18 protein-coding genes and 1 tRNA gene are annotated in these 22,384 nt (G+C 61.3%); 3 read left to right on the forward strand and 16 right to left on the reverse strand.

Annotated elements, in window-relative coordinates; all coding sequences use genetic code 11:
* Positions 1-115 precede the first annotated feature (115 nt).
* The 6 genes from ET524_RS00755 to ET524_RS00780 all read right to left on the reverse strand — a co-directional run bounded on the left by ET524_RS00755 (position 116) and on the right by ET524_RS00780 (position 6,994).
* Positions 116-1,408, reverse strand: a complete 1,293-nt coding sequence (locus tag ET524_RS00755; RefSeq protein WP_129422924.1) for a dihydroorotase — start codon at positions 1,406-1,408, stop codon at positions 116-118.
* Positions 1,392-2,336 carry an aspartate carbamoyltransferase catalytic subunit gene (locus tag ET524_RS00760; RefSeq protein WP_129422925.1) on the reverse strand — a complete coding sequence of 315 codons (945 nt, stop codon included), beginning with the start codon at positions 2,334-2,336 and terminating at the stop codon, positions 1,392-1,394. Before ET524_RS00760 ends, ET524_RS00755 begins: the two co-directional genes overlap by 17 nt.
* Before the next feature lie 3 nt (positions 2,337-2,339).
* Positions 2,340-2,927: a bifunctional pyr operon transcriptional regulator/uracil phosphoribosyltransferase PyrR gene (pyrR, locus tag ET524_RS00765; RefSeq protein WP_129422926.1), complete on the reverse strand. Its 588-nt coding sequence runs from the start codon at positions 2,925-2,927 to the stop codon at positions 2,340-2,342.
* A 533-nt stretch (positions 2,928-3,460) separates the two neighbouring features.
* The gene (locus tag ET524_RS00770; RefSeq protein WP_161566570.1) at positions 3,461-4,732 is read right to left on the reverse strand and encodes a glycosyltransferase family 4 protein; all 1,272 of its coding nucleotides are present in this window, start codon (positions 4,730-4,732) and stop codon (positions 3,461-3,463) included.
* Between the two features lie 212 nt (positions 4,733-4,944).
* Complete coding sequence (locus ET524_RS00775) at positions 4,945-6,096, reverse strand: aminotransferase class V-fold PLP-dependent enzyme (protein WP_236648222.1); 1,152 nt, start codon at positions 6,094-6,096, stop codon at positions 4,945-4,947.
* 136 nt (positions 6,097-6,232) lie between these two features.
* Positions 6,233-6,994 carry an acyl-CoA dehydratase activase gene (locus tag ET524_RS00780; RefSeq protein ID WP_129422928.1) on the reverse strand — a complete coding sequence of 254 codons (762 nt, stop codon included), beginning with the start codon at positions 6,992-6,994 and terminating at the stop codon, positions 6,233-6,235.
* Positions 6,995-7,596: 602 nt separating this feature from the next.
* Here ET524_RS00780 and selD point away from each other — a divergent pair.
* On the forward strand, positions 7,597-8,685 hold the full coding sequence (gene selD / locus ET524_RS00785) for a selenide, water dikinase SelD (RefSeq protein WP_129422929.1): 1,089 nt from the start codon (positions 7,597-7,599) through the stop codon (positions 8,683-8,685).
* 258 nt (positions 8,686-8,943) lie between these two features.
* Here the strand turns inward: selD and ET524_RS12115 are convergent, their stop codons facing one another.
* From ET524_RS12115 to ET524_RS00805, 4 genes are all read right to left on the reverse strand, one after another.
* Positions 8,944-9,189 (reverse strand): DUF3343 domain-containing protein, encoded by a 246-nt coding sequence (locus ET524_RS12115; protein WP_129422930.1) that lies wholly within the window; start codon positions 9,187-9,189, stop codon positions 8,944-8,946.
* A gap of 11 nt (positions 9,190-9,200) precedes the next feature.
* Positions 9,201-9,803, reverse strand: coding sequence for a sulfurtransferase-like selenium metabolism protein YedF (gene yedF / locus ET524_RS00795; protein ID WP_129422931.1), 603 nt, complete (start codon positions 9,801-9,803; stop codon positions 9,201-9,203).
* Positions 9,804-9,993: 190 nt separating this feature from the next.
* Positions 9,994-11,172 (reverse strand): double-cubane-cluster-containing anaerobic reductase, encoded by a 1,179-nt coding sequence (locus ET524_RS00800; protein WP_129422932.1) that lies wholly within the window; start codon positions 11,170-11,172, stop codon positions 9,994-9,996.
* A 362-nt stretch (positions 11,173-11,534) separates the two neighbouring features.
* Entirely contained in the window at positions 11,535-12,377 is an 843-nt protein-coding gene (locus tag ET524_RS00805; protein WP_236648223.1) for a formate/nitrite transporter family protein, read from the reverse strand.
* 211 nt (positions 12,378-12,588) lie between these two features.
* Between ET524_RS00805 and selA the strand changes: the two genes are divergently transcribed.
* Together selA and selB are read left to right on the forward strand one after the other, a co-directional pair.
* Positions 12,589-14,052 carry an L-seryl-tRNA(Sec) selenium transferase gene (gene selA, locus ET524_RS00810; RefSeq protein WP_129422933.1) on the forward strand — a complete coding sequence of 488 codons (1,464 nt, stop codon included), beginning with the start codon at positions 12,589-12,591 and terminating at the stop codon, positions 14,050-14,052.
* A 6-nt stretch (positions 14,053-14,058) separates the two neighbouring features.
* Positions 14,059-16,002: a selenocysteine-specific translation elongation factor gene (selB, locus tag ET524_RS00815; protein WP_129422934.1), complete on the forward strand. Its 1,944-nt coding sequence runs from the start codon at positions 14,059-14,061 to the stop codon at positions 16,000-16,002.
* A gap of 152 nt (positions 16,003-16,154) precedes the next feature.
* Here the strand turns inward: selB and ET524_RS11500 are convergent.
* The 6 genes from ET524_RS11500 to fmt all read right to left on the reverse strand — a co-directional run bounded on the left by ET524_RS11500 (position 16,155) and on the right by fmt (position 22,382).
* Positions 16,155-16,251, reverse strand: a tRNA-Sec gene (locus tag ET524_RS11500).
* Between the two features lie 104 nt (positions 16,252-16,355).
* A complete protein-coding gene (locus ET524_RS00820) occupies positions 16,356-17,774 on the reverse strand; it encodes a serine/threonine protein kinase (RefSeq protein WP_161566571.1) in 1,419 nt (472 codons plus the stop codon).
* On the reverse strand, positions 17,731-18,153 hold the full coding sequence (locus tag ET524_RS00825; protein ID WP_129422936.1) for an XRE family transcriptional regulator: 423 nt from the start codon (positions 18,151-18,153) through the stop codon (positions 17,731-17,733). The genes ET524_RS00820 and ET524_RS00825 overlap by 44 nt, the downstream gene beginning before the upstream one ends.
* A gap of 90 nt (positions 18,154-18,243) precedes the next feature.
* Positions 18,244-18,807, reverse strand: coding sequence for an Ltp family lipoprotein (locus tag ET524_RS00830; RefSeq protein WP_129422937.1), 564 nt, complete (start codon positions 18,805-18,807; stop codon positions 18,244-18,246).
* Positions 18,808-19,051: 244 nt separating this feature from the next.
* Positions 19,052-21,430, reverse strand: a complete 2,379-nt coding sequence (locus ET524_RS11650; RefSeq protein WP_201738583.1) for an RsmB/NOP family class I SAM-dependent RNA methyltransferase — start codon at positions 21,428-21,430, stop codon at positions 19,052-19,054.
* Entirely contained in the window at positions 21,423-22,382 is a 960-nt protein-coding gene (gene fmt / locus ET524_RS00840) for a methionyl-tRNA formyltransferase (protein WP_129422938.1), read from the reverse strand. Before fmt ends, ET524_RS11650 begins: the two co-directional genes overlap by 8 nt.
* Positions 22,383-22,384 lie beyond the last annotated feature (2 nt).

Raw genomic sequence — 22,384 nt, forward strand, 5'->3', positions numbered from 1 at the left:
CAAACGACCTGTCCCCTTGCCAGGTTTCTGACAAGGGGACAGGTCGTTTGCCATAAAAAAGGCGTGGCTCCGAACTTTTGGAGCCACGCCTTTGCGGTGCGGTTTTCGAGCGTTGTTACTCGACGATCTTGCCATCTTCCATGGTGGCGTAGCCGCCGACGTAGACGTCGGTTGCGCGGCCGGTCAGCTCAGTGCCGATGAAGCCGGAATTTTTGGCCTTGCTGCAGAAGTCCGCAGCGTCGACGGTCCAGGCAACCTCGGGGTCGATGACGGTGAGGTCGGCCACGCTGCCAGCCTCGATGGCCACGCGGTCAACGCCCAGGATGGTGCGCTGGTTGGCGCTCATCAGCTCGACGAGGCGCTCCCACGTGATCTTGCCCGTGGCAACCAGGTTCGTGATGACCAGGCCCAAGCTGGTTTCCAGGCCGATCATGCCGAACGGGGCAAGCTCGAACTCGCGGTCCTTCTCCCATGCCGTGTGCGGCGCGTGGTCGGTGACGATGGCATCCACCGTGCCGTCGATGACGCCCTGGACAAGGGCCTCGGCGTCGGCGGCGGTGCGCAGCGGCGGGTTCACCTTGAGCGACGTGTTGTAGTCATCGCCGATGGCGTCCTCGGTGAGGAACAGGTGATGCGGCGTGACCTCGCACGTGACGGGCAGGCCCTCGGCCTTCGCGGCGCGCACCATGTCAAGGCCGCGCGCGGTGGTGATGTGCTGGATGTGCAGCTTGCAGCCCGTCAGGCGGCACAGCGCGATGTCGCGGGCGATCTGCAGCTCTTCGCCTTCCGCCGGCCAGCCGAGCAGGCCGAGGCGCGTGGAGGCAACACCTTCGTTGACCTGACCTTCGCCCACCAGATCCTCGTCCTGGCAGTGGCTCATGACCACGCGGCCGAACTGGCTGGCGTAATCCATGACGCGGCGCATCATGCCCGCGCCCTGCACGCCGTGACCGTCGTCGGTGAACGCCACGGCGCCGTGAGCGATCATGTCGCCCATCTCGGACAGCGTTTCGCCCTTCAGACCCTGCGAGCAGGAGCCGGACACGTGCACGCGGCACTTGCCCACCTGCGCGGCGATGGACTTCACATACTCTACGGCCACCGCGTTGTCCACGACCGGGTTCGTGTTCGGCATGGCGCACACGGCCGTGAAGCCGCCGTGAGCCGCCGCGCGCGTACCGGAAGCGATGTCTTCCTTCTGCTCGAAGCCCGGCTCGCGCAGGTGCACGTGCATGTCCACCAGGCCCGGGACCACGATCTTGCCGGCCAGGTCGCGCTCGACGCCCTTCTCCATGGTCAGGTTCTGGCCAACCTCCACGATCTTGCCGTCGCGGACGAGGATGTCGGCGGTTTCGTTCAGACCGACCTGCGGGTCGATCACGTGCGCGTTCTTAAGCAGTAATGCCATCTTCGCTCCCTCCAAGCAGCAGGTACAGGGCGGCCATGCGGGTCAGGATACCGGCATAGACCTGGTCGAGAATAACCGAGCGCTCCGGGTGGTCGGCCATGAAGGAGTCAAGCTCCACGCCGCGGTTGATGGGACCCGGGTGGCACACGATGCAGTCGGGGCGCATAAGCTTGTTGCGCTTTTCGGTGAGGCCGTACAGCATGTTGTACTCGCGCAGGCTGGGGTACGGGGCGCCTTCGAGGCGCTCGCGCTGGATGCGCAGCATGTACACGACGTCGAGCTCGGGCAGCACCTCGTCGATGTTGTGCGACACGTGGTCGGCGCCAAGCACCTCGGGGCGCGCGGGCAGCAGCGTCGGCGGTGCGATAACAGTGACTTCGCAGCCCATGATCTTCAGCGCGGGAATCAGGCTGCCGCATACGCGGGAGTGCCCGATGTCGCCGACGACGCCGACCTTAAGGCCGTCGAGGCGACCCTTCGTCTGCCAGATGGTGTACAGGTCAAGTAGGGCCTGCGTGGGATGCTGGTGCTTGCCGTCGCCGGCGTCGATGACGTGCACGCCCGACACGTCGGCGATCTTGCGCGGCACGCCGGCGTGCTTGTCGCGCACGACGATCATGTCAACCTTGTAGGAGCACAGCGTTTCCACGGTGTCGACCAGCGACTCGCCTTTGACGGTGGACGTGGAAGAACCGCCGAAGTTCAGGCTGGAAGCGGAAAGACGCTTTTCGGCCATCTCAAAGCTGGAGCGCGTACGCGTGGACGGCTCGTTGAACATGTTCACGACGGTGAAGCCTTTAAGCGTGGGCACCTGCTTGATGCGGCGCTCGTTGACTTCCTTGAACTTCACGGCCGTTTCCAGGATGGCCATGATGTCATCAGCGGAATACTCCGTGATGTCGATAAGGTGCTTGTGGTTGAAAGACATGCGCTATTCACCTCCGAGCGGGGCTGCGCCGATGTGGGCGCCGGCGGACATTTCCAGAATCTCGACCTCGGATTTGCCGTCCACTTCCTCAAGGAACAGGCGGACGTTTTCCTGGGCTGCGGACGGCACGTTCTTGCCAACGTAATCGGCGCGAATGGGCAGCTCGCGGTGGCCGCGGTCGACGAGCACGGCCAGCTCGACGCGGGCCGGGCGGCCGATGTCCATAAGCGCGTCAAGCGCCGCGCGGATGGTGCGGCCGGTGAACAGCACGTCGTCGACCAGCACGACATCCTTGCCGTCCATGTCGAAATTGATTTCAGTGGAGTGAACCTCGGGGGCGAAATGCGTGGCGAAGTCGTCACGATAGAAGCTGATGTCCAGCTTGCCCAGCGGCACCTTCGTGCCTTCGATTGCCTCGATTTTGTCGGCCAGGCGCTTCGCGAGCAAGTCGCCGCGCGTGACGATGCCGACGAGCGCGAGGTTGTGCGCGCCCTTGTTGGTCTCGAGGATTTGATGCGCGATGCGCGTCAAAGAGCGCTCGATCTCGTCTGCGTTCATGCAGACGTTCTTGACCGTTCCTGCGTCAGTCATACACACCCTTTCTCATGTCGAGTGCGTACAGACAGACACGTCGCGTCAAGCGGAGCCGCCGAGTTTTTCGGCCCGCTCGAACCCTGACGTCATGTCGCGCGAGCATAAAAAACGCCTTTGCGACTGACAAAGGCTTCGACTCTGATCCGCTCTTGTTCAGGCGAGCGTTCCGGGTGTTACCTTGTCGGTCTCTCTGTACCGCATTTAAAGGAACTAAGAGGACTATATGCGCTATTGCGGCGCTATGCAACCCCAAATATCGAAAAATCCAGCCAAGGGACGGATTTTTATGCAGAACAACCAGCTATGGTCGCACGCAGCTGGCGCAGCCGATGCCGATGTCGATGCAAAATCGCTCATGTATGTGATTTAATCCCTTACCCTCTGACGACATGAAATCCAGCAGCGTTCTGACCTGCGAAAACGAAGCGTTGCATTTCGCTAGCGCCTGATGATTTCCAGCAAATCACATACATGAGCGATTTTTGTATCTGCATCGAGGTTTAGGCGCTGCGGATGCGCGATGAGGGTTGTTAGTGCAGCAGATTCACCATGCGGGTGGCTAGCGAATCCCAAGAGACGGCCGTAGTGTCGAAGCCAGTGCCGTGCAGCGGGTGCTTTGCCGCTTCGCGCAGCTGATCGGCCAGCGCGTCGGCCAGGCGCTGTTCGAACGCCGGCAAGTCCTCTTCGACGGGCGTATCGGTGCCGACGATGGTCGGCGGGGCCACGAACGCAACAGGCGCGCCCGGAAGCGAAGTCTCAAGCCAGGGGCGCACGCCGGGAAGCTCGGTGACCACGGCGCGGCAGCCGCTTGCCAGTGCCTCCACGGTGACCAGTGGCAAACCCTCGAAAAACGACGGCAACACGAACACGTGCGACATGTTGTACGCAAGCACCAGATCATCTTGCGACACACGTCCATGGAACAGCACCGGGAAGCTGCACGATTTCGCCACCTCGACGATGCGGTCGTATTGTTCCTGGTCGCTGTATCCGCCCACCAGGCAAAGCTCCACGGTTTCCGGGTCGAACGGCAGCAGGTTGAACGCGCGCACCAAGCTTTCGACGCCTTTCGCGCGGCACAGCTTGCCCACGTACAGCACGCGCAGCGGGTTCGCTGCGCGCAGCGCGGGACTAGGGACGAACTCATGGGCGTTGTAGCCCGTCCCCACCACGCGAACGTTTGCGGGATCGACGTTAAACAGCTCGACGATCTCGGCCTTTTGCGCCTCGTGAAGCGCCATGATGCCGTCAAGGCGCCGCACGGCATCGAAGATGCGGTGGCGCTCAAGCGTATGGTTGCGAAGTTGGCGAAGGTCCGTTGAGTGGCTGATTCCCCAGATGGGACAGGGCCTCTTACCTGATGGCGAATCAGAACGAACCCAACCCGGTGACCAGTTTTCACCGGCTAGTTCGTCCAGCACTTCAGCAGCAACAGAGCACACCAGATACAGGTGATGGCAGATAACGGCATCGGGCTTAAACGCCAGCAGCACCTCGCGGATGCGCTGCGCGAACGCAGACCGAAAAGCATCCACCATGTCGGACGTCATATCGCGATAACGCGTGGCCTCGTACGGCATGACGTCGGACATGCCGCACACAGGAAACGGTAGCGCGTCCGTGCGGAAGCGCACCGGGAAGAATTCCGCCCCAGCAGGCAACTGCGGCACATCGTCTCGGTCGATGCCGGCAATAACAGCCACTTCGTGACCTTGCGCGATCATGGACCGAACGGTTTCGGCAAGGTATACGCCGCTGCCGGTGCTATCGGGCTTTTGGGCGGATATGCAGAGGATTCTCATGACGCTCCTTGGGAGTCGATGTGTTTGATTCACGCGCTTTCGGAAACGCGACAATGATAAGGCCGCAATCAGCATATGCCAGCAAGAAGCGCTCAGCTACGTGGCAGCGATGCCCGCTCGTAAGCGAAGCCCAGGCACCGGTTGACGGCACCTGGGCTTCGAGGGGGGTGCGATAGCAACGGTCGGAAGACCCAATTGTCCGCATGTCTTCGCTACTCGCCAGAAAACTCGCTTGCGAGCTCTTTGGTGGCGGCGATGGCGGCGTCCACATCGGCATCATCGTTCATGGCGCCGAAGCTGAAGCGCACGACGCCTTGGGCTTCGGTGCTCAGCGCCTTGTGCATAAGCGGCGCGCAATGGGCACCGGGCCGCGTGCATATACCGTAGCGCTGCGACAGCGCATCGGACACCACGCCGGAATCAACGTCGCCGATGTTGAGGGCCACGATGCCGCAGCGCTGCCCCGAACCGCCTCCGAGCAATCGCACGCCGCCGACAGCGCTTATCTCGTTGACAAAACGGTTCGCCATAGCAGCAATTCGTTCTGAAACGTTTGCAACGCCCTGGTAAGCCAGCCAGTTGCAACCCGCAGCAAGGCCCGCCAAGCCGTGCGCGTTCGCCGTTCCCGCTTCAAGCGCTTCGGGCATAAAGCGCGGATGGCGTTCGTCGAAGCTGTGGACGCCCGACCCGCCCTCTAGCAGCGGCTCGATCTCAAGGCCGGGGCGCACGATCAGCCCGCCCGTGCCCTGTGGGCCGTACAGGCTTTTATGGCCAGTGAAGCACACGACATCGGCGCCCGTTTCAACAACATTGAGCGGCCAGGCGCCCGCCGTCTGAGCTGCGTCAAGCACGAACAACGCCCCTGCTTCGTGAGCCATGCGCGCCATGCGCGCGACATCGTACACATCACCTGTAACGTTGGACGCATGCGTGGCCGCCACAAGCGATGCCCCTTCGAGTGAACGCTGGTAGTCGTCCCAGTCAAGCGCACCTTCAGGGGCTATGCGCGCTATGCGAACAGTGCAGCCTCGCTCGTCACGCGCACGAAACAACGGCCGCAACACGGAGTTGTGTGAAGCCGCTGTGGTAACGGCGCAACCTCCCTCAGAAAGCAGCCCGTCAATGGCGATGTTGAGCGCCATCGTGGCGTTCATAGCGAACGATACGCTGGCGGCGCCCCAACCGCCCAGCAAGTTGGAAACCGCCTGGCGCGCGCCGAATACCGCCAGAGACGCGTCGAGGGCTGCCTGGTGCGAGCCGCGGCCCGGGCCGCCGAACGAACACATAGCCGCCGTGACGGCATCGATGACAGCTTGCGGCTTGTGCTGCGTGGATGCCGCATTGTCCAAGTAAACCAACGACAATACCTTCCCTTTCCATACTTTGAATCCGCTCGAAACGCGAAACGTCCGCTTGACGCGTATCCGCTAGCTAACAGGCGGGCATTACAACGCCTGCCGCGTTCGTTGCCTTATACCGGTTACAGCCGGTTACCGGTAGCTAAACATCCAGTTCAGCAGCAAGCAATGCCGCGCCAAGCGCACCGGCGAACCTGCCGTTTTCGCACGAGTCAACAGGAGCGGAAAGCTCTTCGGACAAGCGCAAGCGCACGTAGTCGTTCTCGCAAAGGCCGCCGGTAAGGAAATAGCGCGAAGCCGGCACCTGCCCCACCAGCGTGGCCACGCGCGACACCACCGAGTCGATGACGCCGCGCGCGATGTTCTCACGCGGCTCTCCCTTGCCCACCAGCGAGATGACCTCGGATTCCGCAAACACCGTGCACATGTTCGAGATGACGGTGGGTTGCCCCGCTGCAGCCAGGCGCGCCAGTTCCTGTTGGCTGACACCCAAGCGGTCGGCCATGATCTCCAAAAAGCGCCCCGTTCCGGCAGAGCACTTGTCGTTCATCACGAACTTGCGTACCTTGCCGGCGGCAAGGCCAATAGCCTTCGTATCCTGACCGCCCACGTCCACAACGGTTCCATCTTCTGCAAACAGCGCCCAAGCGCCCCGGGCATGGCAGGTGATTTCGGTGACCACCTTGTTCGCGTAAGGAACGGCGATGCGGCCGTAACCGGTTGCCACCACGGGAAGCTCGTTGGCGTCATAGCCGGCCTGTTGCAGCCGTTTAGCCACTTCATCGGCCGCTTCCACGCTGGAGAAACCGGTCGGCATAACCAGCTTCTCCGCAATGTCGCCCGTGTCGTTCGCCACAACCGCTTTCGTGGCCGTAGACCCGATATCAATGCCGATGCCAATCATGTGAACTCCTTGTTGTCTGGATACAGGCGCCCGCCTTGCCTGCGGACGCGACAAAAGCGCGCCGGGCGAACCGGCGCGCGTCATACGTGCGTTACGTCAACGAGTTTAGCAGAAGCGGTCCCGCGAGGCGTCTATCTGACGTTCAAGCTCGACGATGCGCTGAAACGCCAAGCCTTGCGCAGCGGCAAGTGACGATCGGTCATAGGCGTCTCCTTTCGGACGCAGCGCCCCCTGCGCTGTGCGTCCCTCGCCTTGTTACGCGAGCGTAAGGCCGCTCGCCAGCCACATGCCGCTTCGCGGCGTGTTGATAGATTGGGAAATGGGAATACGGAGCAAGCGCAATGCGAACGTTGCCCCTTGCAGAAAACGCCGGATGCAGAATAGCCGGCTGATGCGCTTACCATACCACTCCGCAAGCGCGCAGATAAGAGTTCGGGGCGTTTCACTAAGCCAATTCATGAGGTTTTCGCACTCTAGAATTCCAGAGCGGCAAGACCATACCGCGCGCTCTCAAACGGCTGGTATACTCATCAACGAAAACACGCGCTTGACCGAGCGTTTTCCGCAGGTCAAGCGATTCAAGCTCGCAGGAAAGGCACGCTATGACTGGAAGTGCGCAGTCGAAAAAGGAAAACGACGGCGAACGCATACGCTTGACCACGCTGACCGAAAAAGGCGGTTGAGCGGCGAAGTGGGGTCCGGGCGACCTCTCGGAAATACTGAAAGACATTGCGCCGGCGCTGCCGGACCCGAACATTCTGCTGGGGTTCGATACCGCCGACGACGCCGCCGTATACCAGGTGGATGAAGACAACGCAGCCGTGCTGACGCTGGACTTCTTCACGCCCGTGGTGGACGACCCGTACGAGTTCGGCGCCGTTGCCGCCGCCAATGCGCTGTCCGACGTGTTCGCCATGGGCGGGCGCCCCGTAGCGTGCCTGAACATCCTGGCGTTTCCCAGCTGCTTCGGCACCGATGTGGTTGGCGACGTGCTGCGCGGCGGCGCTGATAAGGTGCGCGAAGCCGGAGCGTTCGTGGTGGGCGGCCATTCCATCGAGGACGATGAGCCGAAGTACGGGCTGTCCGTGTTCGGATTGGTGCATCCAAAGCGCATGATCCGCAACGGCGGCGCGTTGCCGGGCGACGTACTGTATTACACGAAAACGCTGGGGACGGGCATCATGAACGCTGCCTTGCGCGCGAATCTGAAGAGCGAGGACGACTTGCGTCCCGTCATCGACGGCATGATGGAGCTCAACCGCGCCGGTGCCGAGGCTATGCTGGCTTGCGGCGTGCGCGCGGCAACCGATGTGACGGGGTTCGGCCTTGCCGGGCACCTGCACGAGATGCTTGACGCTTCCGGGTGCGCGGCGCGCTTGGATTGGGAGACGTTACCCCTGTTCGACGGCGTGTACGAGCTTTCGTGCGATTATTGCCGCCCCGGAAAGACGTTCGGCATCATCGACTGGGCCGAAGATTTCGTGGAGCAAGGCGGGCTTGACGACTTCGAGTTCGACAACCGCATGGGCGTGCTGTGCGACCCGCAAACCTCGGGCGGCCTGCTGGTGGCCATCCCGTCCGAGCAGGCGCAGAAGTTCGAAGCCGAGTTCCAAAAACGAATGAACCGTCCCCCAACCCGCATCGGTGAATTCACCATCGGCAAACCAGGCCACATTTACATGAACTGGTAGAAGCGAAGCCGCCAAAAGCTACGGAACATACGTCCTTATAGAGTTGGGGTTCGACCACAACAACACTGCAGGTCATCGCTGGTTTCAACCCAATTTCGTAGGGTTGAGCGAAAGCTCAGCCGTTCAAATTCAGCGCCGAAGGCGCGTCACACTATTTTTGCGCGAAAGCGCAATCTATAATTTGTGGCGCGCCTTCGGCGCTTTCTATGAGGTGTCGAGTTTTCGCTCGACGCTACGGATTTGCTTGCTTGTCAACCTCTAGTAGAGGTCCACTATATTGATGGCGGACCAGGATAGGCTCTTTGTTTGCAGCACTTCCTCTAGTTCTTGTTGTTGGTTGGCGGGGGTGCTCCAGGCTAAGCCGCAGCCGGCGGAGATTTCGGAAGGGACGGGAATCATTCGTCCCGGGACCGAGCCGTCGGCTGAGGCGGCCTGCACGGCCATGGCATCGGCCGTGCTATCAAACGTCACCACCGCGTGAGGGGTTTTGCAGCGTGATGGCATTACCGCTCGCTTTACGGGCGCACGACCACGCGGGCGTTGAGCTGCTTCTCAGCGATCACGTACATGTTCGTAACCACGCCAACAGCCAGCTTATCGGAAATACCATAATGGTTCAGGCACGTGCCGCAGCTCATGATCTCCACGCCAGCTTCCGCAAGCTTCTTCAGATCGTCAAGCACTGGGCTTCCCTCAACCGTCAGCTTCACGCCGCCGTTATACGCCAGAATGGTAGCCGGAAGCTCATCCTGCTGCGTAAGGGCGAACACGAACGCCTTCATAAGCGTAGCACCCAGCTCGTCATCGCCGGCGCCCATGCAGTCGCTGGAAAACACAACCACCTTGTCACCTGCGGGGACCAACTCGCCGCAACCGCAATCCTCAGCTTCGCCAGCTGCTGCAGCATCTTTGGTGAACGTAACGGCGAACTCCGCCTCGCCGCGCTCTTCGGACTGCGTGGCAATCTTCAAAGACTTGCCAAGGTTCTCAAGATTGTGCATGGCCGTTTTGTTGTCGACAAGAACCTCAAGCATGCCCTCGCCCATTTCGCTGAGCGCCTTCTTGGCACGCACTACCGGCATAGGACAAGCCTGGCCCTTTGCATCGATCGTTTCCATTGTCTGCTCCTTTCAGCGGCTTTGCCGCACATACGCTGGTTGTTGCTAGCGAGTATAACCCTCTTGCTTATCGAATGGCCTCGAACACGCCTCCGCCCGAAGATTAAAGCCGCGCCGAACGTAATAGTCCACCAATTCATCGCACCTCAAGCACCGGTTACAGCCGGTTAAACACAAGGTGAAAAGCCTGTTACAGCATCTCGATGAACGCACCCAGGCGCGTTTCCACTTGACCGGCGTCGTTCGTGGAATAGTCCGTCTCAAGCTTCATGTACGGAACGCCGGCCTCTTCGCAAGCGCGCTGCACCAGCACAGACTCGATGTTGAACGTATGGCACGCCTGCAACACCACTTCCACGATGCCGTCCACCTTGTACTTGTTCACCATGTCCAGCATGTGCTCGATGCGGCCCGTGTTCGGCGACATGACCGAGCAGTTGATCTGCAGGTAACGGTCGGAAATAGCGCGAAGGATGTCGGGGGCGTCTTCGTCCACAAGCATGCTTTGCGTGCGCTCGCCCGAGCAATCGTCAACGCACACGATGACGCCGCCTGCGCGCTCGGCCGTCATGCCCACCTTCTGGATAACGCCGCCCGTGGGGCAGCCGGTGATCATGAGACGCTTGGCGTCTTTCGACACGGGGCGCTCCCCCGCCTCGTAAGCGCTGCGGCGCTTCGAGGCCAAGTCTTCGAGAATCTGCGCATACTGCTCCACATCGAACGTGAACGTGGCACGCAAAAGCGTGGTCATCAATTCAACGCCGCTCATGGCAGGCGGCTCAAGCTGCTGCAAACCGTACAGGTCGAGCATGGCGCGGCGCACGCGGTTGCGGCGACGAACGGCCTCGCGCAGCTTCTCGTCGGTGATATCAACGTCGAAGCGCTGCTCAAGCTCCTCTTTCAGCAGCTTGCACTCTTCGTACCAGATATCGGGAGCGTAGCTGCGGTTGCGCGCCTGAGGAAGCTGCATGACATGCACGGGTTTGATGTCGGCAAGCAGCTCATACATCTTTTTCTTGCCATCGCACGTGGTTTCGCCAAGGATCATGTCGGAAAAATAGGTGAACGGGCACTTGTTCGTCAGCGCGAAACCGTACGTGCCCTTGATAAGCGGGCAGAGGTTTTTCGGCAGCACCGTTTCGGCATCGGGAATGGTCTCGTTGTTCATGCCGCACAAACCCACGGCGCCGGCGCCTGCTGCATCGACCAGCTCAAGCGGGCTATACGAGCACAGATAGCCGCAAAGCTTGCCGCCATCTTGCTTATAGTTCATGGCGTTGATGAAGCTGGCGCGACGCGCTTCGTCGAACGTCTCGTAAATGCTTGGCAGGTCGGTAGGGACCGCCGGCTCCGCGGAGGGATCGTACATGAAGGCCTCTATTCTATTGCTCGTCTGAAAAGGTGAAACGCAGCCGCGAATACACATAGTAACCGACTCACGCTTCGTGAAAAGTACGCCCAAAGGCAGAAACGGCGCACCTATAACGAACCGAAGTATAGCACCGAGCGCAACGCGCAAGCAGCGAATGCCAAGCCCGTCGCGCGTATCAACAACGTATCTCCTCACTGATAGCAAAGCAGTCGCAGATACGAGCCGTCACGCACGAGAACGGTAGCCATCCTTAGGATTTGCGTTCTTGGAACACCTCGTGTTAAAACAGCCCATGAATGCAAAAGGTCGTTGCACTATACGTGCAACGACCCGATTCGCAGTGGCAGAGAACGCTTGGTTTATTTAACCTTCTTCTGGTTGTAGATGAACCAGTATGCCAAACCAACAACCGCTCCACCGATGATGTTACCGATAGTAGCTGCCGAAATGTTGTAGAAGATGGCGCCCAGATCAAGCGCGCCGACGTTGGCAACCGAAGCGCCGAAACCCATCGTCTTCATGAGCAGCCCGGTGGGCAGGAAAAACATATTAGCAACGCAGTGCTCGAAGCCCGCCGCCACGAAGAAACTGATGGGAAGCAAAATACCCAGCACCTTGTCGGCCACGGTGCGCGCGGAAAAGCCGATCCACACGGCCAGGCACACCATGATGTTGCACATGATGCCCTTGCCCAACAGCATGAACCAGTCGGGCGTGACCTTCGACACGGCCACGGACACCATCACGTCGCCCACGGCGCCGCCGTTCATGCCGCCGACGTTCGCCCAGAAAACAAGCGCCACGGCCAGAAGCGAGCCGGCCAGGTTGCCCAGCCACACGACAACCCAGTTCTTCAGCATGCCGCCCATGGAAATCTTCTTCGAAGCCAGACCGGTGACCATCAGGTTGTTGCCCGTGAACAGCTCGGCGCCGCAGCACAGCACCAAAACCAGGCCCAGGCAGAAGCAGATGCCGCCGACCATGCGCTGAGCCGCGAACGGCATGGTGGAGTCGCCCAAAAACACCATGAAGTACGTGGCACCGAAACCGATGAACGCGCCGGCAAGCATAGCCGACACAAAGCACTTTTCCACGCCCATCTTCGACTTCGTAACGCTGATGCCTTCTGCTTTCGCCAGGGTTTCTGCAGGCGAAAGCTCGTCCGGTTTTAACGTTTTCACATCAGTTTGATCCATGCTCATGTGCCATCTCCTTCGTTGAGGCCATCTCGTCTTAAGAGAAAATCACATAGCATTCTGACATGTTCACGTTATTGCTACCGTTTAAGTTTCGTTTTTGCTCACGAACGGTACCTTTCAAGGTGTCGAACGCCTTCGGAAAGAGATTCTATATACTAGTTAAAATCAATAATTGCCGTCAGTTGCTCGGCTTCACATACCGAAAGAAGGATCCATGCCCGAACCCCGTACCGACCTGCTGCGAGCCTTGCCGCAGGTCGAAGAGCTTATGCAGGCCCCGCCGCTCAAGGCGCTTGAGAACATCATCCCCCGCGCCATGCTGGTCGACTGCGCGCGCGGCGCCATCGACAGCGTGCGTCAAGGCGTGCTTGCAGGAACCGTCGAAGCCGTTGACGGCGAGGCCATCTTGGAGGCCGCCTGCCACAGCGCGCTTGCCACGCTGCGCCCGAGCCTGCGCCGCGTCATCAACGCCACCGGCGTGGTCATCCACACGAACCTTGGCCGAAGCGTGCTGGCCGAATCCGCCGTGCAGGCCGTCGTCGATGCGGCGCGCGGGTATTCCACGCTTGAATACAGCACCCAGCACATGGCGCGCGGCAGCCGTCACGACCATGTGGAGCACCTCATCTGCACGCTAACCGGCGCCGAGGCGGCCATCGCCGTGAACAACAACGCGGCGGCCGTCATGATGGTGCTAGCCGAGTTCGCCGCCGGGCACGAGGCCATCGTCAGCCGCGGCGAGCTGGTGGAGATCGGCGGCAGCTTCCGCGTGCCCGACATCATGGCGCAGTCGAACGCACGCATGGTGGAGGTGGGCGCCACGAACAAGACGCACGCCTTCGATTACGAGCGCGCCATCACGCCCGACACGGCCATGCTGTTGAAGGTGCACCCGTCGAACTACCGCATGATCGGCTTCACCGAAAGCGTGTCGAAAGCCGACCTGCGCCGCATTGCCGACGCCGAAAACGCGCGCCGTCGCGCCGCGGGCAGCTGCGCGCCCGACGTGCTGGTATACGAGGACCAAGGCTCCGGCGCGTTTCTGCATCTCGACGTGTTCGGCGAATACGCCGAGCCGACCGTGCGCGAGTCGCTTTCCGGCGGCTGCGACCTGGTGTCGTTTTCCGGCGACAAACTACTAGGCGGCCCGCAAGCCGGCATCATCGTAGGCAAGAAAGCCTACATCGACCGCCTGAAGAAGCACCCGCTTGCTCGCGCCATGCGCCTGGACAAGATGACGCTTGCGGCGCTTGAGGCCACGCTGCGCCTGTACCTTGACCCGCAGGCGGCCTTGCAGCAGATTCCCACGCTGCGCATGCTCACCGAGGACGCAAGCGTGGTGCACGAGCGCGCCGAAGCGCTCATGCATGCGCTGCGCAAGCACGTTTCCGCACGTCAGGCGCATCTTGACATCGTGGAGGAAACGGGACGCGCAGGCGGCGGGTCGCTTCCCATGTGCGATATCGACACGTATTGCGTGCGCATGGAGTTCAAAGCCGGCAACGCACAGGCCTGCGAAGTGCACCTGCAGCGCAACCGCGAAGTGCCGGTAATCGGGCGCATCAAGCACGAATGCGTGCTGTTCGACGCGCGCACCATCACCGAAAGCGACATCCATGAAATCGCCGAAGCCGTCGGAAGCTACTTCGCGACGCTTCCCGGCGCGAAGGAGGCGTAAAAGCGTATGAGCGAACACGCGAACGCCGCCGTGCCCGACCTGGTGCTGGGCACGGCCGGGCACATCGACCACGGCAAATCCACGCTGGTGCAGACGCTTACCGGCACCGACCCCGACCGCCTGGCCGAAGAGAAGCAGCGCGGCATCACCATCGAGCTGGGGTTCGCGCAGCTGGTGCTGCCCGACGGCACCGCCATGGGCGTGGTGGACGTTCCGGGCCACGAGAAGTTCGTGCGCCAGATGATCGCCGGGTCCACCGGCATCGACGTGGCGCTGCTGTGCATCGCGGCCGACGACGGCATCATGCCGCAAACCGAAGAGCACCTTGCCGTGCTTGAATTGCTTGCCATCCCCACGTGCGTGGTGGCGCTGACGAAGTGCGACCTGGTAGACGACGAATGGGCGGCGTTCATGGCCGACGAGGTGCGCGGGCGGCTGGCCTCGACGCCCTACGCAAACGCCGACGTGGTGCCAGTATCCAGCCGCACGGGAGCAGGCCTCGACGAGCTGCGCGCGGCCATCCAGAAAGCCGCGCATGCTACGGCGCGCCGCGCCGCCTCTAGCACGTTGCGACTTCCCATCGACCGCAGCTTCACCATCAAAGGCGCCGGCACCGTTATCACCGGCACGCTGTGGAGCGGCATTGCCGCCGTTGGCGACGAAGTGGAGATCATGCCCGCCGGCACGCGCACGCGCATCCGCTCCGTGCAGGTGCACGGCAAGCCCGTCGACGCTGCAGCAGCCGGCCATCGCACGGCGCTCAATCTGAACGCCGTGTCCACCGAGCAGGTGCGCCCTGGTGATTTCCTCTGCACGCCCGGAAGCGTGGTGCCTACCGACCACTTCGACGTGGACCTGACGTATTTAGGCACGCCGGGAAACGACAAGCCGCTGGAATCCGGCTCGCGCGTGCACGTTGCCCACGGCACGAAAGAATGCATCGGCCGCGTGCTGCTCATGGACGGCTTGCCGTCCATCGCGCCAGGTCAAAAGGCGACGGCGCAAATTCGCACCGAGGAGGACCTGCCGGTTTCATACGGTGACCGGTTCGTGATTCGCTCGTATTCTCCCGTCCATGTCGTCGGCGGCGGCGTGGTGCTGCGCGCCCACCCGCGCCGCACCACCACCATAAACGAAGGCGACAAGGCGCTGCTTGAAGCCCTGCGATCAGGCGATGAAGCCGCAGCTGTGCAAGCGGCGTTCGCTCAAGCCGAATACCCCGTCAGCGCCGGCGAAATCGCCCAAGCAACCGGGCTTTCCGCGGCACGCGCGGCAAAAGAGCTTGCAGCGCTGGTCGAAGCCCGCAACGCACAGCGCATCAGCACGGGAAACGCGTCTGCCGAGCTGTTCACCACGAAGCGCCAGCTGCAAAAACTTTCGAAGGCCATCGAGAACGCCCTGCTGAAGTTCCATGCCGCAAACCCTGCGGCCACGGGCATCGCGAAAGACGCCCTGCGCCAAAGCGTCATGCCCAAAGCCAGCGCCGAGGCGTTCGCCGCCGTGCTGGCTTCCGCCCAAGCGTCCGGCCAGGCCGTTATGTGCGACGGCCTTGTCAGCCACCCGCAAGCGGGTGCGGGCGCGCGCGTGCTCGAAGAGCAGAACGCGCAGAAGCTGTCCGACATCCTGCGCGAAGCCGGCGTGAAACCGCCGTTTGCAGCAGACCTGTTCGCCCAAGCCGACCTGGCGCCGAAGCAAGCCTATAAAGCGCTTGGCGTGCTGGAGAAGCAAGGCCGCATCGAGAAAGTCAACGACGACCTGTTCTTCGACTCCCAAGCGTTCGCAGCGCTGAAAACTGCCGTGGCCGAACAGCTGGCCGACGGCCCCGCCAGCGCCACCGAGCTCAAAGACGCCATGGGGCTTTCGCGCAAGCATGCTATTCCCGTGCTTGAGCACCTGGACGGCACCGGATTCACGCGCCGCGTCGGAGACGCCCGCGAACTGGTGAAATAGCTTTCAATCGCTAGGGTAAGCAATGCAATACGAACAAGACGACGGTTACGCCGAGCCCGCACCTAAGACGACCGTCAATGCTACATGAGAGTGCGGATGCACGGAATAGCAACCAAACAAAAAGGAGCCCGTTTGGGCTCCTTTGCATTTCTTGGCGGAGATGCGTGCGAATCGAACACACCCGAGACGTTCTGCGCGCCTCACAACGGCTTTGAAGGCCGCGGGAACCACCAGGCCCCACCCATCTCCGAAAAGGCGTAATAGATTGTACCGTAACAGAAGCGTAGCACGAAGTAATTCGATAAACGCACCGACAATTCCGCAAAGAGCGCACGTGAAGGCTTGTTCGCTTGCTATTTGTAGTATGGCAAGACCAGATTTCCCACAAGCGCAACGCCCATGAAACCCACGGCAAACAAGACAACGGCAGCAATGATATGGGCCCGATAGGAACGGCGCCGCACCCTCGGCAGCACTCGATAGACAGGACGCGGATCGAACAACAAAGGCATCGGGCTGATAAACAACAACCAGGTAAAGGCGAAGGTTACAGCTCGAGCAGGTATCGGCAGCAGCGCGGTGTCCCCACTTGTGTTAAATATAGAGTTCACGCAAATCACTGCAAGCAAAACTACCAAAATGATAAGCAAAACATCCCACGAAAAACCCAACCAATAAGGAACTCGCGAAAACAACTTTCGCATGTTCACTTTTACCGAAGATTTCGTCTTGACCGGCGCCGGCATACCCCCCTGGCTGGCAGCGGAAATCGGCTCTTCATGCGGCACCACACAAGCCTCAACACTTTTGCAGCTTATATCAATGCCCACATCATAGGGGTCGCCACAAGCGATAGCATCTGATGACTGTTGCACAACTGCGATAGACGAATCAAACGCCCGAGCCAACGCCTTGACCGACTGGAAGCGGTCGGCAGGGTCAAACGAAACGGCCTGCAGAACAACATCACGCAGTACCGAAGGCACGTTGTGCGTAGCCAGCACTTGAGCGATATGGTTTACTTCAGGCGTCTCTTCGCATAATAGGTAAAACAGCAGCATGCCCAGCGCGTATACATCGCTGCGCTCGTCGGTTTGGCCGTAGCCGAACTGCTCGGGCGGCGCATAGGCACGCGTGCCGAAATGCTTCGTGTCGGTAGTGGCATCCGCATCAAAGGTGCGCGCGATGCCCAGGTCGATGACGAACACCGCATTGCCTTCAACCATGAAGTTTGACGGCTTGATGTCGCGATGGATAAGCGGCGGGTCGAAACGCTCGTGCAGCTCGCAAACGGCATCGCACACCTCAGGAAACAACCGCTTCGCCAGTTCAATGGACGGGTCGCGCTCGTACACCACGTCGGCAAGCGTTTTGCCCGGTACGCATTCCATGACCACTGCATCCTGTTCACCGACGCTGTAGCAATCGAAGATGCGTGGAAGGTGCAGGAAGCGCGCACCTTGGCGCTGCGCATCCAAGATGCGCCGATACGCTCCGCCAAGGCCCGCTTCGCAATCGAAATATTTGCGAATGTACGGGCCTTGTTCCGAGCCGTTTTGACCGACGAAGAACACGCGCTCAGTGCGCTCGAGCTGGCCGTTTTTCAGCACGGCGTCAACGCGATAGCACTCGTCGCGCGCCAGGGAATCAAGTTGTTGCTGGAGTTCGTCATTCATAACTGAAATGGTACCAGAAGTACGCCGGATGCGCGGCTGCGCCGTGGGCGGCTTATTCCGTGATGGTTTGCTCGTGAAACGCGTACAGCTGCTCATCGGCAGCTTGCAGCGTCTCGCCATGGCTGATGCAGAAAATGATGATGGCATCGCGGCGGTCTTTGCAATACAGCTCGTTGTGGCCGCCGGCCCGCAGAATGCGGTTCGTTTCCCGTAGCGTGCAGCTCATAGCGAAGGCAAGCTGCAGCAGCTTATTGCGCGACGGCTTGCGCTGGCCGACGAAAATCTGATAGCCGAACGTGGGGTTCAAGCCCGCCTGGCGCACCACCTCTGGACGCACAAGGCCTTTCTCATCAAGCAATTGCTGCAGGTAGCTGGGCAAATCGCGGCCATGCAACCGATGCTTGCCCGCAAACTTCACCGGGTCGGGCGCGCTCAGCAACTCATCGAGCAAATCTTCCGTCAAAGGTTCCTTCACGCGCCGCTTCCTCTTCCGCTTAATTCCACGTTTACTAAAGTAAACCATGTAGTCTTCTCAATACGATAGCAGAAGAACGGAATAAGACGCTTACAAATTGGCTATTGCATAGTCAGCCTCTTCTTCGGTGAATTTCTCACCATACTCGCTGGTAAGCTGATCGCGAATAGCGGAAGGCGACATGCTCATAGTGTCTTGATAAGACTTTGCTTTCTCAAGCGCATTGGCATTCCAATCAGCCTTTACGTTATCGATAGCGTACTGAGCCGCTTCCGGCGAAAATTGTTCGCCATATTCAGAAGTCAGCTGATCATACACACCCTGCTTCGACATATGCATCAGGTTGGAATAGGATTCAGCTTTTTTCAGCGCGGATTTATACTCCGTTGGAACCGATGCTTCTGCGGCTTTTGGCTCTGCAGTCGTCTCCGATTGCTCTTGCGAAACAGTTGAGTTTTCGGTACTCGAAGCGGTGGATTGTTGCGAGACAGCACTGCTTGTCGTTTGTGAAGATGAGGCGTTCGAACTTGTTGTCTTAGAACCTCCACCAGCACCGCCAACGACAGCCGCAATAACGATGATTGCAAGTACCCAAAACCACACACGTTTATACAGTGGTTTCTTTGCTGCTTTTCCTGAGGTGTCCTCTGCCATAGCGATTCCTTTCCAATAAGTGATTTGACGTGCGAAAACGTATTCCATGGTAGGGAAAGGGCTCTATCATTTCATTAGCTCGCGGCTACGATTTGGGAGGTTTTCCGCCAATGACTCATCTGAGGTCGCGGAATGCTTAAGCACTATTTCAGAGGCGCTGCTTTGTTTAAGAAGATCCAAAAAGCGCCGGCCCAAGCGGACCGGCGCTTTTGTAGAAGAGCGTTAATGGATATGAAGCGAATGACTATTCGTCCTTTTCGTCGCCGGAAGTCTCGGCGGCATCCTCCTGAGTTGCGGCTTCTTCCTCAGCCGTCTGCTCAGCAGGCTCTTCACCCTGCTCGGCGGGGGCGTCGTGCTCGGCTCGGTTTCGGGCTTCGGCTTGCTCGGCCACGATGTCGTCGATGGACACGTGGGCGGCACCGGTGGTCTCAAGCGATTCGATAGCGTCAAGGTCCTCGGCGTCCTCGGCCTGCGCAGCCTCGGCTTCGACCTCGGCCTGCGCGGCTTCAGCAGCGGCGGCCTCGGCCATCTCAGCAGCTTTCGCGGCGGCCTCGGCGGCAGCCTTTGCAGCCTCTTCAACGGCCTTAGCGGCTTCGGCAGCGGCAATCTGCGCGGCCTCGGCGGCAGCGGCCTGCACCAGCTGCTCCACCGGCGCTTCGTCGCGCACCAAGCGCACGGCGAAGTGCGCGTCGGAAGAGCCGGGCGCCAAGCGCGTGGCCAGGGCGTTGCGACCGCACAGCTTGTCAAGCTTGAAGTGCTTGCCCACCGCGCTGTCCAGGAACGCCTTCACCACGCCGGCGTTCTCTTCGCGCGTGACCGTGCACGTGGAGTACGCCAGCATGCCACCGGGCTTGATGTGCGTTGCGGCAGCCTTCAGCATGCCCAGCTGCGTCTTCGCGAAGTTCTCGACATCGCGCTCAGCCATGCGCCAACGGATTTCAGGATGACGGCGCAGCGTGCCCATGCCGGAGCACGGCGCATCAACGAAGACCAGGTCGAACAGGCGCTCGGGCATGACGTTGTCCAGGTCAAGCGCGTTGCCGGTGAATGCCTCGGTGACGTTCACCCCGTAATCTTCGGCGCGCTTCTCAAGCAGGCGCGTCTTGTACGCGTGGTTGTCGATAGTGACGTACTCTTCAATCTGCGAGCCGTACTTGCGGCAGGCGTTCGACTGCAGAAGAATGGTCTTCGTTGCACGGCCAGCGCCAACCTCCAGCACACTGGCAGGCTTCTCATCGGGCAGGATGTTCGCCGCAACCATCTGGGCCGCCGCATCGGACACCAGCATCTTGCCCTGGTCGATCTGACGCTCAAGCGCCGGCACCAAAAGCGCGCGGCTTTCGGGCACGCGCAGGCAGCCCGGAACGTCGATATCGCCAAGGCTGACCGGCTCCGCAACTTCTTCGGCGCGCTCAAACGCCTTCAGCACGTGCTCGTCGGTAACCTTGCACGCGTTCACGGCCACGAACAGCGGCGCAGGCTCGTTCGAAGCGCGCATGAAGTCGATAGCGGCCTGCGGGCCCAGGTCGGCCATAAGCTTGCGCACCATCCATGCGGGGAACGCCTGCGTGCGGGCAAGCGCGTCGATGTCGGTGGCCGGGTTGCCGAACGGGAAGTCCAGGCGCAGGCGCACCACCTTGTGCAGCACGGCGTTGGCCACGCGCGCGGCCGGGCCGGGGCTGAACGACTTCACCATCTCGACGCCCTGGTCAACAGCAGCGTGAGCTTCCTTGCCCAGGAAGATGAGCTCGTACACGGAAATCTGCAGCGCGTCGCGCGTCTCGCGGAACACGTCTTCAGGCGTGTCGAGCGCGCGGTCGATGATCTCGTCGAGCGTGCCGCGGGCGCTGACGGTGCCAAGGGCCAGCAGCGTGGCGAACGCACGGTCCTCAACCGACATGCTGGAATGGTCGATCACTTTCGCGATGACGTCCTGCGCGAATGCCTGGCGCTCGCGCACCGTGCGCACGACCTCAAGCGCGGCAAGGCGCGCCGGCGTGGCGTTGTTCTTGCGCATGCGAGGCGCGGGCTTGTTGCCGCGCGGCGCGCCCTTGCCGCCGCGTTCGGCCTGCTCGGGCTTGCGACGCGGGTCGCGCGTGGTGTTGCGGCCGCGAAAATCGGGCTTCGGCGTGCGCTCGGCATCGCCGTCGCAGCGCGGGCCGCCCTGCGGACGTGCGCCGTTGCGGTCGAAGTCGCGCTTCGGGCCGCGGTTGAAATCGCGCTTGGGGCCGCGATCGTTGCGGTCGCGGTCGCCGCGGTAACCGCCGCGGTTTTCGCCGTCGCGCCCACCTTTGTAGCCGCGGTTATCGCGACGGTCGTCGCGCCCGCGGAAATCGCGCTTCTCGCCGTCGTTGCCGCGCCAATTGCCGCGGCCGCCATCGCGACGCTGGCCGCCGTTGCGGTCGTCGCGTCGACCATAGCCGCCTTCGCGCTTGCCGCCATTGCCGCCGTTGCGGTCATCCCTACGGCCGTAACCGCCTTTGCCGCCCTTGTAGCCGCCGCGGTCATTACCGCCGCGAGACCCCTTGTAGCCGCCGCGATCGTTACCGCCGCGACGATAGTTGCCGTTGCCGCCTTCGCGTCGCTGGTACGACGCCCCTTCGTTGTTGTGCTGATCAGCCACGAGGGCCCTCCCAAATCTTGGTATCGTCCTTTATTCCTTGAATGCCGGCGGCAAACGCCTTGGCCGCCATGGCCTGCTTGCCGTTCGGCTTGATCTCCAAAAGCTCCACTGCCCCGTCGGTGCACCCGATGAACAGGCGCTTTCCCGCGAAGCGAACCTGCCCGGGCACCATGCCCGCCGAAAGCTTCGCCGATTGCTCGTCGGCGACCGCCGGGCGCGCCGACAGCACGGTGACGGGCTTGTCGGCCACCACGGCATGCGCCGGGTGCGCATCGCTTGACGCGCGCACCTTCGCGCACGCCAGCCACACGTCGTCGTCGGGGAACAGGTCAAGCTCGCCCTTCTCGATCTTATGGGCATACGTCACGCGCGTGTCTTCCTGCTCCGTCCACCGGATGCAACCGGCCTCAAGCTGCGACAGCGCCGTAAGCAGCGCATGCGCGCCCAGATCGGCAAGCTGGTCGGTGAGAAGCGCCGCGTTCTTATCGGCCACGTCGATGGACCGGCACACGCAGTAATCGCCCGTGTCAAGGCCTTCCTCCATGCGCATGATGCACACGCCGGCTTCTTCGTCGCCGGCAAGAATGGCGCGCTCGACGGGCGCGGCGCCGCGCCAGCGCGGCAACAGCGAAGCGTGCACGTTCAGGCAGCCAAAACGCGGAACGGCAAGCACCTCGGCGGGCAGCAGCATGCCATACGCGGCAACGCACACCACGTCGGGCTCAAGCGCCGCCAGGGCAGCCTGCTCATCGGCGTCGCGCAACGTGCGCGGGCAGCGCACGGGAATGCCGCGGCGCTCGGCCTCGGCCTTCACCGGGCTTGCCACCAACTGCTTGCCGCGACCGCGCACGGCGTCGGGGCGCGTGTACACGGCCACCACGTGGTGCTGGCTGGCAAGCTCGGCCAAAATGGACGCCGAAAACTCCGGCGTGCCCATGAAAACTACGCGCATAG

The organism is Senegalimassilia faecalis (assembly GCF_004135645.1).
Taxonomy (GTDB): Bacteria; Actinomycetota; Coriobacteriia; order Coriobacteriales; family Eggerthellaceae; genus Senegalimassilia; species Senegalimassilia faecalis.

Excerpts from the sequence above, each read along its gene's own strand:
- ET524_RS00755 (WP_129422924.1), bottom strand. The coding sequence starts at position 1,408 with ATGGCATTACTGCTTAAGAACGCGCACGTGATCGACCCGCAGGTCGGT.
- ET524_RS00760 (WP_129422925.1), bottom strand. The coding sequence starts at position 2,336 with ATGTCTTTCAACCACAAGCACCTTATCGACATCACGGAGTATTCCGCT.
- pyrR (WP_129422926.1), bottom strand. The coding sequence starts at position 2,927 with ATGACTGACGCAGGAACGGTCAAGAACGTCTGCATGAACGCAGACGAG.
- ET524_RS00770 (WP_161566570.1), bottom strand. The coding sequence starts at position 4,732 with ATGAGAATCCTCTGCATATCCGCCCAAAAGCCCGATAGCACCGGCAGC.
- ET524_RS00780 (WP_129422928.1), bottom strand. The coding sequence starts at position 6,994 with ATGATTGGCATCGGCATTGATATCGGGTCTACGGCCACGAAAGCGGTT.
- ET524_RS12115 (WP_129422930.1), bottom strand. The coding sequence starts at position 9,189 with ATGCCATCACGCTGCAAAACCCCTCACGCGGTGGTGACGTTTGATAGC.
- yedF (WP_129422931.1), bottom strand. The coding sequence starts at position 9,803 with ATGGAAACGATCGATGCAAAGGGCCAGGCTTGTCCTATGCCGGTAGTG.
- ET524_RS00800 (WP_129422932.1), bottom strand. The coding sequence starts at position 11,172 with ATGTACGATCCCTCCGCGGAGCCGGCGGTCCCTACCGACCTGCCAAGC.
- ET524_RS00805 (WP_236648223.1), bottom strand. The coding sequence starts at position 12,377 with ATGAGCATGGATCAAACTGATGTGAAAACGTTAAAACCGGACGAGCTT.
- selA (WP_129422933.1), top strand. The coding sequence starts at position 12,589 with ATGCCCGAACCCCGTACCGACCTGCTGCGAGCCTTGCCGCAGGTCGAA.
- selB (WP_129422934.1), top strand. The coding sequence starts at position 14,059 with ATGAGCGAACACGCGAACGCCGCCGTGCCCGACCTGGTGCTGGGCACG.
- ET524_RS00820 (WP_161566571.1), bottom strand. The coding sequence starts at position 17,774 with ATGAGCAGCTGTACGCGTTTCACGAGCAAACCATCACGGAATAAGCCG.
- ET524_RS00830 (WP_129422937.1), bottom strand. The coding sequence starts at position 18,807 with ATGGCAGAGGACACCTCAGGAAAAGCAGCAAAGAAACCACTGTATAAA.
- fmt (WP_129422938.1), bottom strand. The coding sequence starts at position 22,382 with ATGCGCGTAGTTTTCATGGGCACGCCGGAGTTTTCGGCGTCCATTTTG.